This is a genomic window from Streptomyces sp. NBC_01439 (assembly GCF_036227605.1).
In the GTDB taxonomy this organism is placed as follows: Bacteria; Actinomycetota; Actinomycetes; order Streptomycetales; family Streptomycetaceae; genus Streptomyces.
Genome location: NZ_CP109487.1, coordinates 374,803 through 387,368 on the forward strand (window position 1 = coordinate 374,803; position 12,566 = coordinate 387,368).

Annotated in this window: 12 protein-coding genes; 7 read left to right on the top strand and 5 right to left on the bottom strand. The window is 72.4% G+C overall.

Annotated features, from left to right (window positions below; translation table 11 throughout):
• Nucleotides 1–158: 158 nt before the first annotated feature.
• A complete protein-coding gene (locus OG207_RS01820) occupies nucleotides 159–2,789 on the top strand; it encodes a D-alanyl-D-alanine carboxypeptidase family protein (RefSeq protein ID WP_329095217.1) in 2,631 nt (876 codons plus the stop codon).
• Nucleotides 2,790–2,879: 90 nt separating this feature from the next.
• Here the strand turns inward: OG207_RS01820 and OG207_RS01825 are convergent, their stop codons facing one another.
• Both OG207_RS01825 and OG207_RS01830 read right to left on the bottom strand, forming a co-directional pair.
• A complete protein-coding gene (locus OG207_RS01825) occupies nucleotides 2,880–3,698 on the bottom strand; it encodes a hypothetical protein (RefSeq protein WP_329095219.1) in 819 nt (272 codons plus the stop codon).
• Nucleotides 3,698–4,975, bottom strand: a complete 1,278-nt coding sequence (locus OG207_RS01830) for a VWA domain-containing protein (RefSeq protein ID WP_329095221.1) — start codon at nucleotides 4,973–4,975, stop codon at nucleotides 3,698–3,700. Before OG207_RS01830 ends, OG207_RS01825 begins: the two co-directional genes overlap by 1 nt.
• Before the next feature lie 183 nt (nucleotides 4,976–5,158).
• Here OG207_RS01830 and OG207_RS01835 point away from each other — a divergent pair, with 183 nt between their 5' ends.
• From OG207_RS01835 to OG207_RS01845, 3 genes are all read left to right on the top strand, one after another.
• Nucleotides 5,159–5,521 (top strand): DUF6204 family protein, encoded by a 363-nt coding sequence (locus OG207_RS01835; RefSeq protein WP_329095222.1) that lies wholly within the window; start codon nucleotides 5,159–5,161, stop codon nucleotides 5,519–5,521.
• A 293-nt stretch (nucleotides 5,522–5,814) separates the two neighbouring features.
• Complete coding sequence (locus OG207_RS01840; RefSeq protein WP_329095223.1) at nucleotides 5,815–6,507, top strand: class I SAM-dependent methyltransferase; 693 nt, start codon at nucleotides 5,815–5,817, stop codon at nucleotides 6,505–6,507.
• A gap of 329 nt (nucleotides 6,508–6,836) precedes the next feature.
• Nucleotides 6,837–7,139 carry a hypothetical protein gene (locus OG207_RS01845; protein ID WP_329095225.1) on the top strand — a complete coding sequence of 101 codons (303 nt, stop codon included), beginning with the start codon at nucleotides 6,837–6,839 and terminating at the stop codon, nucleotides 7,137–7,139.
• 61 nt (nucleotides 7,140–7,200) lie between these two features.
• Here OG207_RS01845 and OG207_RS01850 read toward each other — a convergent pair whose 3' ends face one another.
• Entirely contained in the window at nucleotides 7,201–7,821 is a 621-nt protein-coding gene (locus OG207_RS01850) for a TetR/AcrR family transcriptional regulator (RefSeq protein ID WP_329095227.1), read from the bottom strand.
• A gap of 311 nt (nucleotides 7,822–8,132) precedes the next feature.
• Between OG207_RS01850 and OG207_RS01855 the strand changes: the two genes are divergently transcribed.
• Entirely contained in the window at nucleotides 8,133–8,597 is a 465-nt protein-coding gene (locus tag OG207_RS01855) for a hypothetical protein (protein ID WP_329095231.1), read from the top strand.
• Nucleotides 8,598–8,655: 58 nt separating this feature from the next.
• Here OG207_RS01855 and OG207_RS01860 read toward each other — a convergent pair whose 3' ends face one another.
• Both OG207_RS01860 and OG207_RS01865 read right to left on the bottom strand, forming a co-directional pair.
• A complete protein-coding gene (locus OG207_RS01860; RefSeq protein ID WP_329095233.1) occupies nucleotides 8,656–10,347 on the bottom strand; it encodes an FAD-dependent monooxygenase in 1,692 nt (563 codons plus the stop codon).
• Nucleotides 10,348–10,423: 76 nt separating this feature from the next.
• Nucleotides 10,424–10,834, bottom strand: coding sequence for an organic hydroperoxide resistance protein (locus tag OG207_RS01865; protein WP_266607811.1), 411 nt, complete (start codon nucleotides 10,832–10,834; stop codon nucleotides 10,424–10,426).
• A gap of 128 nt (nucleotides 10,835–10,962) precedes the next feature.
• Here OG207_RS01865 and OG207_RS01870 point away from each other — a divergent pair, with 128 nt between their 5' ends.
• Nucleotides 10,963–11,448 (top strand): MarR family winged helix-turn-helix transcriptional regulator, encoded by a 486-nt coding sequence (locus tag OG207_RS01870; protein WP_329095235.1) that lies wholly within the window; start codon nucleotides 10,963–10,965, stop codon nucleotides 11,446–11,448.
• A 67-nt stretch (nucleotides 11,449–11,515) separates the two neighbouring features.
• On the top strand, nucleotides 11,516–12,550 hold the full coding sequence (locus OG207_RS01875) for a PHP domain-containing protein (protein WP_329095236.1): 1,035 nt from the start codon (nucleotides 11,516–11,518) through the stop codon (nucleotides 12,548–12,550).
• The last annotated feature ends 16 nt before the right edge of the window (nucleotides 12,551–12,566 follow it).

The window sequence follows — 12,566 nt, forward strand, 5'->3', positions numbered from 1 at the left end:
CGGGGTCATGAGTAGGCGTACTCAGCGAATATGACCGAACGGTCACAAGATCCAGTGGATGGAACGGGCGGGGTACCGGGGGCATCTGGCAGTGCGGCGAGGCCCCCGGGGCCTCGCCGGTCGTATCGGCATGATGTGAGCAGCAAGGCGGGGCTGGGATGAAGGCGGTAACGGTGGCGGGCGGTTCCTCGGACGACCCGGAGATCGAGGCAGTGAGCACCGCTCCGGAGGGGACACCCGAGGCTACGGCCGAGACCGGGACCGAGGTCGAAGCCGGCGCGGAAGCGAGCGCCGAGGCGGGCACGGAGCCCGGGAGCGAAGCCGCCCCCCGGGCCGAGGCCGAGCCGAAGGGCCGGGCCGACGCCGAACTCCCTGGCGGAGCCCGCTCCGAGACCGCCACCGAAGCCGAGGCCTCAGCCGGCCCGGCCCGCACCGGGGCGGAAGCCGATGCGGCGAAGCCGAAGGCCGACGCCGGGACGGACACGGGGCCCGAGGCCGAGCCGAAGAGCCGGGCCGACGCCAACGCCAATGCCAACGCCAACGCCGAACTCCCGGGCGGACCCGACTCCCCGGCCGCATCCGAGCGCGCGGGCACGACCGGTGCCGAACTCCCGGACGACGTGCGCCCCGAGGACGAAGCCGATCCCGAAGTCACGGCCCGCTCCCGGGCGGAAGCGGCTGCAGCCGAGCCGAAAACCAGCCCCGACGCGGATCCCGCACCCGCCCCCGAGGCCGAACCGAAGGGCCGGGCCGAAGCCGAACTCCCGGACGAAGTGCGCCCCGAAGCCGAGGCCTCAGCCGGCCCGGCCCGCACCGGGACGGAAGCCGATCCGGCGAAGCCGAAGGCCGACGCCGGGACGGACACGGAGCCCGAGGCCGAACCGAAGGGCCGGGCCGACGCCGAACTCCCGGGCGGAGCCGACTCCCCGGCCGCATCCGAGCGCACGGGCACGACCGGTGCCGAACTCCCGGACGACGTGCGCCCCGAAGCCGACACCGGCGCCGACCCCGAGGACGAAGCCGAGTCCGAGGAGGAGGGCGGATCCGAGCGCGCGGGCGAAGCTGCCGCCGGACTCCCGGACGAAGCCCGTTCCGAGACGGACGCCCGCCCCGAGGCCGAGGCCGAGGTCACGGCCCGTTCCGGGGCAGGGGCGGAGGCCGGCCCCGCAGGTGCGGCCGGCGACGACGGCGAACCCGTCTCTGGGGACCGGGCAGACACCGGACCCGCGCCCGAGGCCGGCCCCGTGGTCGAAGCCGCGTCCGACGAGACGATGCTCATCGCCCTGCCCAAGCAGAAGCCCGCCGAGGCGGATGCCCCGCGGAAGACGCCCACCTGGGCTCGGGAGGTGGAGCCGGACCCCGAGCGGACGAGCCAGTTCGTCGCGCTCAAGGACGTCGACCTGCCCGCGCCCGTCGCGCCGCGGGCTCAGCCGCAGTCCCCCGGTGACCAGGTGGCCCGGCAGGCCCCCGCCGTACCGCTGCCTCCGCTCGATCTGCTGGCCGAGCTCACCAACACCCCGCCGCCGGCGGAGACCCCGCGCCGGACCGCGGTGCGCCGCGTCAAGATATGGACGCCGATCCTGCTCGTCCTCGTGGGCGCCGGCGCCGGCGCGCAGCTGATGCGCCCCCTGCCCGCCCCGCAGCTCGTCGCCGCCGAGACCGACCGCACCATCGACGGTCAGTTCTCCGTCCCGTGGCCCGCCAAGGGCCAGGGCGCCGTCCGCATCTCCGGCTCCGGCGACATCGGCACCTTCGGTGAGCAGAAGCCCGTCCCGACGGCCAGCGTCGCCAAGGTGATGACGGCCTACGTGATCCTCAAGGGCCACCCGCTGCGCAAGTCCGACCCGGGACCGGACATCACGATCGACGCGAAGACCGTGGCGGACGGCAAATCCGACAACGAGTCCCGCGTCGAGGGTCTCACCGCCGGGCAGAAGTTCAGCCAGCAGGACGTGCTCAAGATGCTCATGATCCCCTCGGGCAACAACGCCGCCCGCCTGCTGGCGCGCTGGGACACCGGTACCGACTCCGAGGCCGCGTTCGTCGCGAAGATGAACGCCGCGGCCAAGGAGCTCGGGATGACGAACACCACGTACACGGACCCCAGCGGTCTGGACTCGGGCACCGTCAGCACCGCCGTCGATCAGTTGAAGCTCGCCGAAGCCGTCATGAAGGACGAGGTGTTCCGGTCGATCGTCGCGCTCCCGAACGCCTCCATCAAGGGGGTGTCCACGCGGCTCGAGAACAACAACACCCTGCTCAGCTCCACCATCCGGGGGATCAAGACCGGTTCCAGCACGCCCGCCGGCGGGGCCTTGATGTGGGCGGCGTACAAGTCGGTCGACGGCAAGGACCAGTTGATCCTCGGCACGTTGATGGACCAGCACGTGGACGGGCCGGACGAGAACGGCGCGAACAGCCTGAAGCTGGTGCTGGCGAACAGCAAGACGATCATCGAGGGGGTGCGGACGGCGCTCGCGTCGGCTCCGGTGATCCGCAAGGGCGACGTCGTGGGTCATGTGGACGACGGACTCGGCGGCCGTACGCCGCTGGTGGCCACCAAAGACCTGAACGTGATCGGCGTCCCGGGCCAGCAGCTGAAGCTGTCCCTCAAGGCTGGTGCCGATGCCGGTGCGGGCGCCGGACCGCTGCCGCACAGCGCGAAGGCCGGTTCCGAGGTGGCCGTGCTGACGGTGGGTAGCGGTGAGGGGGCCCGGAGCGTGCCGGTCGCGGTCAAGGGGGCCCTGGTCGAGCCCAGCTTCGGCACCCGGCTCACCCGCGGTCGCTGACCGGCCGACCTGCTGGCCGGGCGACCGGCAGCATCGCCGGCCCCGGCAGAGGTGGGTGGGCCGCGCCCGCGGGCGCGGCCCACCCGTTCCTCAGGCGCCCGGCGGGATCCTGGACGGGCGGCCCGTGCCGCGCGTGAGGGAGTACCCGAAGACGCCCGCGAGGGCGGCGAGCACGCCGCCCGCCGCGGTCCAGATCCAGCGGTCCGACCACCAGCCGCCGGACCAGCCGTCCTCCGGCTCGCGCAGGGTCGCGGTCACGGTGCCGGCGACCAGCGGGGTGGAGAGGGCGCCGTCCACCGCGTGGACGCCGCCGGTCTCCTTCACCTCGGCCTCGACGGCCGCGCGCACCGGCAGGCCCTTGTCCTCGTCCGGCAGGTCGACGACCGTCAGGCGTACGTAGTAGCTACCGGGCAGCGGGTCGTTGGCCCACGGCTCGGCGCCGGCGCGCACGGTGCGCAGGGTGCAGGACAGTTCGACCGTGGCGGCTTCCTTCGCCGCGGCCGCGGTCTGCGTGCCGTAGGTGCAGGCCTGTCGGCGGCGCAGTCCGTCGTACACGTCGAGCTGCCAGGTCGAGGAACCGTGCCGGGTCGCCGGCTCGGGCAGGGTGACGGCGGCCTTCACCGTGGCGCGCTGCTGCGCGTCGATCGGCACCACCCAGTAGAGGTAGTCGCCGCTCGACGCGCCGGCCGTGGCCTTCTGACCCGGGCGGAAGGCCGCTGCGGTACGGAAGCTGGTGCCGGCCTCAGTCGGGGCGGATTCGGCCTTGGCCCCGCCCCCGCCCGGACTCGCGCTCGCGCTGGCGCTCGGCGAGGGCGTGTCCGCGACGGCCGTGCCCACGGCCGTGCCCGCCACCGTGAGGGCGGCGGCCGCGGCCAGCAGGGACGCGGTCAGTGTGCCTACTCTACGCATCAGTTGGTCCTCCAGACGGAGATGCGCCAGCGGGAGATCCATCCCCACACCAGACCGGCCAGCAGCCCGGCGAGCGCCAGCACGGCCAGCAGCCACCAGCCCCGTCCGAGACCGAACGCGGCGACGTCGGAGGCCCCGTCGGGCCCGTCCACCAGGTCGATGGTCAGCTCGACGGGCATGCCCGGGGTCGTCTTGACGGAGGCGGCAGCGGAGAAGGAGTTGCTGACCTGGAGGCAGACGGTCTCCGGCACGGGCTTGGCGTCCGAGTCCAGGCCGTCGATCTCGGCCTTCGGGTAGCGCAGGCCGGTCGAGAGGACGTCGGTACGCCCGTTGCCCGCTTCCGAACCGCGCACGATCTCGCGCCCGTGGACGGTGGTGGCGCGCAGCAACACGCCGTAGTCGTTATTGACGGCGCGGTCGGCACCGATGCTGACCGAGGCGCGCAGCTCCTGCCCCGGGAGGACGTCGACCCGGTACCAGCGGTGTTCACCGAAGGTCTCGCGGTCGCTGTACAGGCCGGCCTTCAGCTGCGGGGCGCCCTCGCACTGCTTCGTGCCCTCGGTCGCCACCGGGTTGACGACCGGGTCCGCGGCCCGGTCGACGAGTTGTTTCACCCTGTTGGAGAGGTCCGCCTTGTGCTGCACCGAGGTGTAGGTACCGCCGGTGGCCTCGGCGATGCAGGTCAGCTGGGCCCGGGTCTTGGCGTCCGGGACCAGTCCGAGGGTGTCGATGACCAGGTGGATGCCCTTGGCGGCGATCTCGCGCGCCACTTCGCACGGGTCGAGCGGGGCGCAGGTGTCCTCGCCGTCCGTGATGAGCACGATCCGCTTGGAGCCGTTGCCGCCCTCCAGGTCCTGGGCCGCGCCGAGCAGGGCCGGTCCGATCGGCGTCCAGCCGGTGGGGGCGAGGGTCGCCACCGCGGTCTTGGCCTCGATCCGGTCGAGGGGGCCGACCGCGTAGAGCTGCTTGGTGTCCTTGCATCCCGTGGCACGGTCGTCGCCCGGGTAGTCGGCCCCCAGGGTCCGTATGCCGAGGCGCACCTCGGCCGGGACCGCGTCGATGACCTCGTTGAAGGCCTGCTTGGCCGCGGCCATGCGGGACTGTCCGTCGATGTCGTTGGCCCGCATGGAGCCGCTCACGTCGAGGACGAGGTCGACCTTGGGGGGTTCCTTCGCCGTCGGTTCGTCGGCGGCGGTGGCGCTCGCCGGGAAGAGCCCGACGGCCAGGGCGGCGAGCAGGCCGCACGCCCCGACCGCAAGCCGTTTTCTTGTGATCATCGCCGGATCGTATTGAGGATCGTCCGGCAATCCAAAACGGGCTCCCGGCCGGGGCATTCCGGGTGTCCGTGCGGTGTACGCGGCCCTGCGCGGCCCTGCGCGACCGTCCGCGGGATGGTGGGCGGGGGCGGGCCGGCGGATATCCAGGTGCAGGGTGCGCGGGGCCCGATCTACGCTCCGGGGATGAGTGCCACCCGTACCTTCCGTATCACCGTCCGCGGCTCGTTCGACGGTCTGACCGACGACCAGAGGGCCGAGCTGCTCGCGGCCGCGCCCGAGCACGACATGCTGCGCGCGGAGTTCACCGCAGAGGGTCACCTCACGTACGACCTCGCGGCCCGTCCCTTCTTCACCTTCCGCTTCGTGGACACGGGTGAGGCCGAGGAGGACATCCTCGACGCGACGGCCCGGGCGGAGCTGGCGGCGGAGGGCTGGCTGGCCGATCGGGGGTACGGCTTCAAGCAGCTGAGGTCGCAGGCCCAGGACATGTCGCTGGCTCCGCTGGGCAAGCGACAGCGTCGCGAGGCCGCCCGGGCCGACGCCTAGTGGTGCTGCGTCATGTGCTGTCGTAGGGCTGCGGCGGGGTGGGGGGCAGCGAAGTAGAACGGTGCCACCGTCCGGAAACCGAAGCGGCGCACCACCACCGTCGTCCGACGGGACGGGCGAGAGCCGCTCGGACCAGGCAGCGCGATCAGCCAGCTCATGGCGGAGCGCGACGTGGTCGCCCCGGCCGCCGGCGTACACCGGCCCGAACGAGGGCGGTTCACCTCCGCTTCGGGTCCGGAGCGGAAACAGGTGGGTCAAGGAAACTGCGCTGTGGCCCGGACCGTTGGACAGGCATGGAGCTGAACGAGCGAGCGGGACATCAGGGGACCGGGCCCGGGGTGATCACCCCCGACGGCTGCGCGGTCGAGTTGTACTCGCGGCTGCCGGTCGGGGCCGAGCCGGACATCGTCTCCGGTGCCGTGCCGCCGGGTGCGCACATCCTGGAACTGGGTTGTGGTGTGGGGCGCGTGACCCACCCGCTCCTGGAACGGGGCTTCGTGGTGACTGCTGTGGACGAGTCCCAGGAGATGCTCGATCGCATTCGCGGAGCACGTGCGATACGCAGTGCGATCGAGGACCTCGACCTGGGCGAGACGTTCGACGTGGTGATGCTTGCGTCGTTCCTCGTGCACGCCGGGGACGTCGAAGTGCGCCGAGCGCTGCTGCGTAGCTGCGTCCGCCACCTCGCGGTGGGCGGCTGCGTGCTGATCCAACGGGAGGGTGAGGACTGGCACACGAACCTGCCGCGTGAGCGTGTCGACCCCAGCGGTTTCAAGGTGCGGATCGTGTCGGCGGAGCCGACTGGTGACGGGGCGAACTCGGTGCATGCAGAGTATGAGTTCCCGGACGCCGCATGGACCCAGACGTTCGTGTCCCGGCCGCTGACCAAGGCGCAGTTCGAGGAGGCTCTCGCAGAGGTGGGCCTGCAGGTGGATGCGTACCTCACGGAGGACGGGACATGGGCGCGGTCGAGTCTCGCGGCCTAGTAGTGCTGTGTTGGCTGATGTCGTGGGGCAGGTGTCGGTCCAGCTGGCGCGATCGGCCAGACCAGCGGAGTCGTCCCGTCGGCCGCCGGTTTCGGACGGCGGCCGACGAGGCAGACCCGACGAAGGCCCACGAGGCGGACCCGAAGAACCACGAAGGCGAACTCATCTCCGCCTCGGAGCCTTCATGCCAGGCCAGCGCCCTACAGCCAGCGGGTGCTCGCGCAGGAAGCGTGGCCTTGCCCAACGTGCCGGAGTACTGGTGGTCCACCCCGGGCGAAGCAGAACGAGGCAGCTTGTCCAGGGGCGGCAGGGGAGACGATCATTCGGTCATGAGACCCGAAGTGCAGACGTTCGTCGCTGACGGACCGCTACCCGACTGGGACGCGAGCGAGGAAGAGATCCACCGGCGCGACCACCAGCTGGCGGTGATTTCCCGCCCCGTCACGTCCGAAGAGGCGGCCGCCCTGGCCACCTGCTTCGGCCCCGACGACTGCTACGGCGTCGCCTGGACGCTCGTGCACCTGATCGAGACGGCTCCCGGACCGGTGCCAGAGTGGGAGGATCCGGGTCCGGAAGCCGGAGACTGGGCCGAGGTCCTGCGGGCGCGATGGGGCAGCGGCTTGACGGCTTAACTGCATGAGGTGTCTCTTTACCTGGTCGTCCCGCCGGCCGCCGGTGAACCAGAGGGTCGGGTCAGGCGGGGCTCCGGCTGTCGTCGCTGGGGCTCAGCGGCAGAGGGTCGGCGAGGTAGTGCTGGATGGTGGGGGCGATGAGGTCGGCGACGGAGGAGGCAGGGAGGGTGGCGATGGTGCCGACCTGCCAGATGTAGCGGTTCATGACCATGCCGACGATCTGGGTGGAGATGAGGCTGGCCCGCAGGTTGCGTTCGGTGTCGGGCAAGCTGTGGGAGACGACGGCCAGGACGAGTTCGGAGAACAGCTGCCGCAGGCGTTGCATGGCGGCGGGTTCCTGGGCGGCGGTGAGGATGATGGAGCGCAGGACCTCGGCGGAGACGGGGTCCTCCCACAGTTTCAGGGCGGCCTGCACGAAGGCGTGCCCCCGGCGTTCCACGGGTTGTTCGGCGGCGGCGGCCACGTTCGCACCGAACGCCTCAGGAGGTCGCATCACCTCTTCCAACAGTCCGATCTTGGTGCGGAAGTAGTAGTTCACCAGGCCGGGGTCGACGCCGGCATCCTGGGCGACCGACCGGAGTGAGGTCGCGGCGTAGCCGCGCGTGGCGAAGGATCTGCGGGCGACGGCGACGATCTTGTCCGCCTGCACTCCGCGTTCGCCCCGAGGGCCTCGACCAGTCACACCGCATCACCTTCCGCAACGCTCACAGGAGGGGCTTCCCCTCGGCGAGAGTTTCAGCATACGTTGAAATTAATTTCCATATGTGAGGAAATTACGAAGGCGCCCTCTGGGGCGAGACCCCTGTGACCGTCTTCGGCAGCCTGACCGACGACCCCGAACGCAAGGTTCAGCCCCAAAAGCGCCGCAATCACCGCGTTCCGCACCGCACCCACTCCGCCCACGACCCATGGACCCGCAGAAGCCGTCCCGACCCCTCGCCGTGTCCGCGTGCGAGAGCACCACTTCGACCCCGGACAGGAAGTCCCACCCCCGTGAACCGCACACCCGACGTCGTCACCCTCGCTTCCCTCGACACCCATCGCCTGATCGTCACCCTCCCGAACCAGGGCCCTGCCGACGTACGTTCAAACCTCCCGCGCGCCACCGTCGCCGCCGTGCTGCGCCGCCTCGCCAACGAGCTCGACGCCGAGCAGCTCCTCCCCGCCTTGCCCGGGGAAGCGTTCGCCACCCTCACCGGGCACCTCACCCGCCGCCACCGCCCCGCCGAGGCCGCCCGGCTCGCCGCCAGCGCCCTCGCCCATCACACCCGCGAACTCGCCAACATGCTGGCCGCCGCCCTCGACCGAGGTGTCCCCGCCGAAACCCCGTCGGCCGGCCGGCACCTGGTCTCGATGCTGCGCAGCCACGCCGTCCATCTCGACGGCCCGTCCCGTCCCCCCATCGACAACGTGCTCCACCTCGCAGCCGCCCGCCTGACCCGCCGCACGCAGCGATGACCAACGACACCGATGCCGGCCGCGCGCCGTCCCGGGCCGGCCGGTCGCTGGGCCGGGATCAGTTGGGCGGGCTCGCGGCGAAGACGGCCGCGAGGTGGGCGGCCAGTGGGCGCGGGGCGGGCGGAGAGAGCGGGAGCCGGGCGCCGAGGTATCCGTCGGGACGGATCACGAAGGCCGTGGGCTCCTCGGCCGCGTAGAGGCGGGCGAACTCTCCCCGGCTGTCGGTGTAGACCGGCAGCGTCGTCCCGTCGGCCTCGACGACGGCATGCGCGTCAGCGCCGGCGCCCGTGTCCGCCGCGAGCACCAGACAGACCTCCATCCGGCCGCCCGAGGACTCCCGGGCCGTCCGGACGAGTTCGTCGAGGCCCGACCCGGTTTCGGAGCCGGGCCCGAACCCGGCTCCGTAGAGCAGCAGTACGTGGTCCCGCTCGCGCAGGACGTCGTACAGGCGCAGCGGATAGGCGGCGGCGGGCCCGGTGAGGCCCGCGCAGTCGGGTGCCCGGTCGCCCGGCCGGGGGCCGCGGCCGTCGCCGGCCGGGGCCACGGTCGGGCTTCCCCGGTAGCCGACGAGGAGCTGGGCCTCGCGCATCATCACCGTCGCCGGGTCGTCGGGGTCGTTCTCCATTCCCTCGACGGCGTGCCGCACGGTGCGGCCGACGACTTCCTCGCCGACGGGCCGGCGCTCGGCGTCGTAGCCGGCGAGCAGACCGGGGTGGGCCGCGCCCGCGCAGGCCAGCGCGAGCTTCCACGCCAGGTTCCAGGCGTCCTGGATACCCGTGTTCATGCCCTGGGCGCCGGTCGGCGGGTGGATGTGGGCCGCGTCCCCGGCGACGAACACCCGACCGTCGCCGTAGCGGTCCACGATCCGGTGGCTGATGCGGAACACCGAGGTCCAGCGGATGTCGAAGGCGGTGGTCGGCTGTGGTGAGAGCCGGTCCAAGACGGCCTGAATGTCGGCCAGTTCGGGGCCCCGGCCGCTCTGCAGGCCGTGGGTGATGCCGTCGGAGCCGGCCGCGTCCTGCCCTGCGGTGGAGAGTTCGGGCGGCACCATCATCGACATCCGGTACCGGCCCCGGCCGGGCAGCGGGATGCAGACGAGCACGTCGTCGACCGCCCCGTCCTCGTCCAGGTGCATGGCGCGCAGGTTGTACCCGGGCGGTAGGTCCCAGTCGACGCGTACGTCGGCGAGCATGTACTCCTCGGCGAAGGCCCCGCCCTCGAAGGTGAGGCCGAGCCCTTTGCGGACGGTGCTGTGCGCGCCGTCGCAACCCACCAGGTACCGGGTCCGCAGCTCTTCCTCCGCCCCGGACGGGGTGTGCAGCCGGCAGGTCACCCCGTCCGCGTCCTGGGTGAACGACGCGAGTTCGGTGCCCCGTTCGACGGCCGTCCCGAAGCGACCCAGGAACTCGTCCAGGATGCGCTCGGTCTCGTACTGCGGCAGCGCCGCGAACCCGTAGGGCACTTCGGGCGGCACGGCGAGCTCGGTGCGGGCCTGCTCGACGCCGTTGACGTAGAGGAACTGCCCCCGCATCGGGACGGCCGCCTCCAGTGCGGCGCGGACCATCCCCATGCGGTCCCACACCTCCAGCGTGCGCGGCTGGATGCCGACGGCCTTCGCGAACGGCAGCCGGGCCGGCAGCCGGTCGACGATCCGGCACGTGACGCCCCGTCTGCGGAGCTCTGCGGCGGCGGTCAGCCCGACCGGGCCGGCGCCGACGACCAGGACGTCCGTTGCGTAGCTGTGCGCCACTGGCGCCTCCTGGCGTGCGGCCCCCGTAGGAGTGGATGCCCCTCCATGGTGGCCGCCCGCCAGGTGTCCGGCACCTTTACTCGATCACGAGGTCCACGTCGATGTTGCCGCGGGTGGCGCGGGAGTACGGGCAGACCTCGTGGGCCTGCTTGACCAGCAGGGCGCCCGTCTCGCCGGCCAGGGACTCCGGGAGCTCGACGCGCAGGGTGACGCCGAGGCCGAAGCCGGCGCCGTCCTTGCCGATCGAGACCTCCGCGGTGACCGAGGCCTCGCTGGTGTCCACCTTGGCCTGGCGGCCGACCAGGCCGAGCGCGCTCGCGAAGCAGGCGGCGTAGCCGGCGGCGAAGAGCTGCTCGGGGTTGGTGCCCTGACCGTTGCCGCCCAGCGCCGGGGGCATGGCGAGGGCGAGGTCGATCTGGCCGTCGGAGCTGACGGCGCGGCCCTCGCGGCCATTGGCGGTGGCGACAGCGGTGTAGAGCGCGTCCATGAGAGTTCCTCTCGCAGAAATGAACCGTGGCGGCGGCCGATGGTCGACCGCGCTCCACCAGTAGAGCACGCAATTCAGTTGCGCACAATTCAATGCCCTCCAAGTTCTGCCCGGGTACACTGGCCGACATGACCGAGCAGCCCACCGCGACCCACTCCGACCAGGACTTCCTGCGCCTGGACGGCCAGATCTGCTTCGCACTGAACGCGGCGAGCCGCGCCTTCGGCGGCCTCTACCGCGTCGTCCTCAAGGACCTGGGGCTCACCTATCCCCAGTACCTGGTGATGCTGGTGCTGTGGGAGCACGGCGAGATGCCGGTCAAGGAGATCGGGCAGCACCTACGGCTGGACTCCGGAACGCTGTCCCCGCTGCTCAAGCGGTTGGAGGCGGCCGGACTGGTCCGCCGCGAGCGCAGCACCGAGGACGAGCGGTCCGTGCACGCCCACCTGACCGAGGAGGGCGCCGCGCTGCGCGCCCGCGCGGTGGAAGTGCCCCGACGGATCGCGGCCGCGACCGGCTTCGAGCTCGCCGAGGTCCTCGACCTCCAGACCCGGCTGAACCGCCTCACCGCCGCCCTCGACGCCGCCGTGCCCCGGGAAGCCGGAGAGGCGTAGCGGCCCCCCGCACCCGACACTGGGTCGGGAGACGGGCGGCGGGGCGGCGGCGGGTAGGAGGTGCGCGATGGACCCGGTTGCGGCGCTGGACCGGATCGCCTTCCTGCTGGAGCGCGCGCAGGCGCCCACCTACCGGGTACGGGCCTTCCGGTCCGCCGCGGCCGCGATCACGCGGATGGGCGGGGACGAGGTGGCCGAGCGGGTCGCGGCCGGTTCCCTGGAGGCCGTGAAGGGCATCGGCCCCAAAACGGCCCAGGTCGTGCGTGAGGCCCTCGGCGGGACCGTGCCGGCGTACCTGCAGGCGCTGGAGGACGAGATCGCCGCGCTCCCCGAAGGGCCGCCGGCCACGCCCGCCGCCACCGCGCTGCGGGCGGCGCTGCGCGGGGACTGCCACGTGCACTCCGACTGGTCCGACGGCGGCAGTCCGATCGAGGCGATGGGGCGGGCGGCGGCCGCACTGGGCCATGACTGGGCCGTGCTGACCGACCACTCGCCGCGCCTGACCGTCGCCCGCGGGCTCTCCCCGGAGCGGCTGCGCGAGCAGCTGCGGGTGGTGGCCGAGCTCAACGCCACCTGGGCGCCCTTCCGGCTGCTCACCGGAATCGAGTGCGACATCCTCGACGACGGGGCGCTGGACCAGGAGCCGGAGCTGCTGGACCGGCTCGACCTGGTCGTCGGCTCGGTGCACTCGAAGCTGCGGATGGACTCGCCGGCGATGACCCGGCGGCTGCTGGCGGCCGTGCGCAACCCGCTGATGGACGTCCTGGGGCACTGCACGGGGCGGCTGGTCACCGGCCGGACCCGGCCTGAGTCCCGGTTCGACGCCGAGGCGGTCTTCGCGGCCTGCGCACAGAGCGGTACCGCCGTGGAGATCAACAGCCGGCCCGAACGACTGGACCCGCCCCGGCGGCTGCTGCGCCTCGCCGTGGCTGCCGGCACCTTCTTCGCGATCGACACGGACGCGCACGCCCCGGGCCAGCTGGACTGGCAGGTCGTCGGCTGCGAAAGGGCCGTGGAGTGCGAGGTACCGGCCGGGCGCGTCATCAACACCTGGCCGGCGGACGCGCTCCTGGCCTGGACCCGCACCCGGGAGGTGCCCTGAAGGACGTCCACCGGTG

Excerpts from the sequence above, each read along its gene's own strand:
- OG207_RS01820 (WP_329095217.1), top strand. The coding sequence starts at position 159 with ATGAAGGCGGTAACGGTGGCGGGCGGTTCCTCGGACGACCCGGAGATC.
- OG207_RS01825 (WP_329095219.1), bottom strand. The coding sequence starts at position 3,698 with ATGCGTAGAGTAGGCACACTGACCGCGTCCCTGCTGGCCGCGGCCGCC.
- OG207_RS01830 (WP_329095221.1), bottom strand. The coding sequence starts at position 4,975 with ATGATCACAAGAAAACGGCTTGCGGTCGGGGCGTGCGGCCTGCTCGCC.
- OG207_RS01835 (WP_329095222.1), top strand. The coding sequence starts at position 5,159 with ATGAGTGCCACCCGTACCTTCCGTATCACCGTCCGCGGCTCGTTCGAC.
- OG207_RS01840 (WP_329095223.1), top strand. The coding sequence starts at position 5,815 with ATGGAGCTGAACGAGCGAGCGGGACATCAGGGGACCGGGCCCGGGGTG.
- OG207_RS01845 (WP_329095225.1), top strand. The coding sequence starts at position 6,837 with ATGAGACCCGAAGTGCAGACGTTCGTCGCTGACGGACCGCTACCCGAC.
- OG207_RS01865 (WP_266607811.1), bottom strand. The coding sequence starts at position 10,834 with ATGGACGCGCTCTACACCGCTGTCGCCACCGCCAATGGCCGCGAGGGC.
- OG207_RS01870 (WP_329095235.1), top strand. The coding sequence starts at position 10,963 with ATGACCGAGCAGCCCACCGCGACCCACTCCGACCAGGACTTCCTGCGC.
- OG207_RS01875 (WP_329095236.1), top strand. The coding sequence starts at position 11,516 with ATGGACCCGGTTGCGGCGCTGGACCGGATCGCCTTCCTGCTGGAGCGC.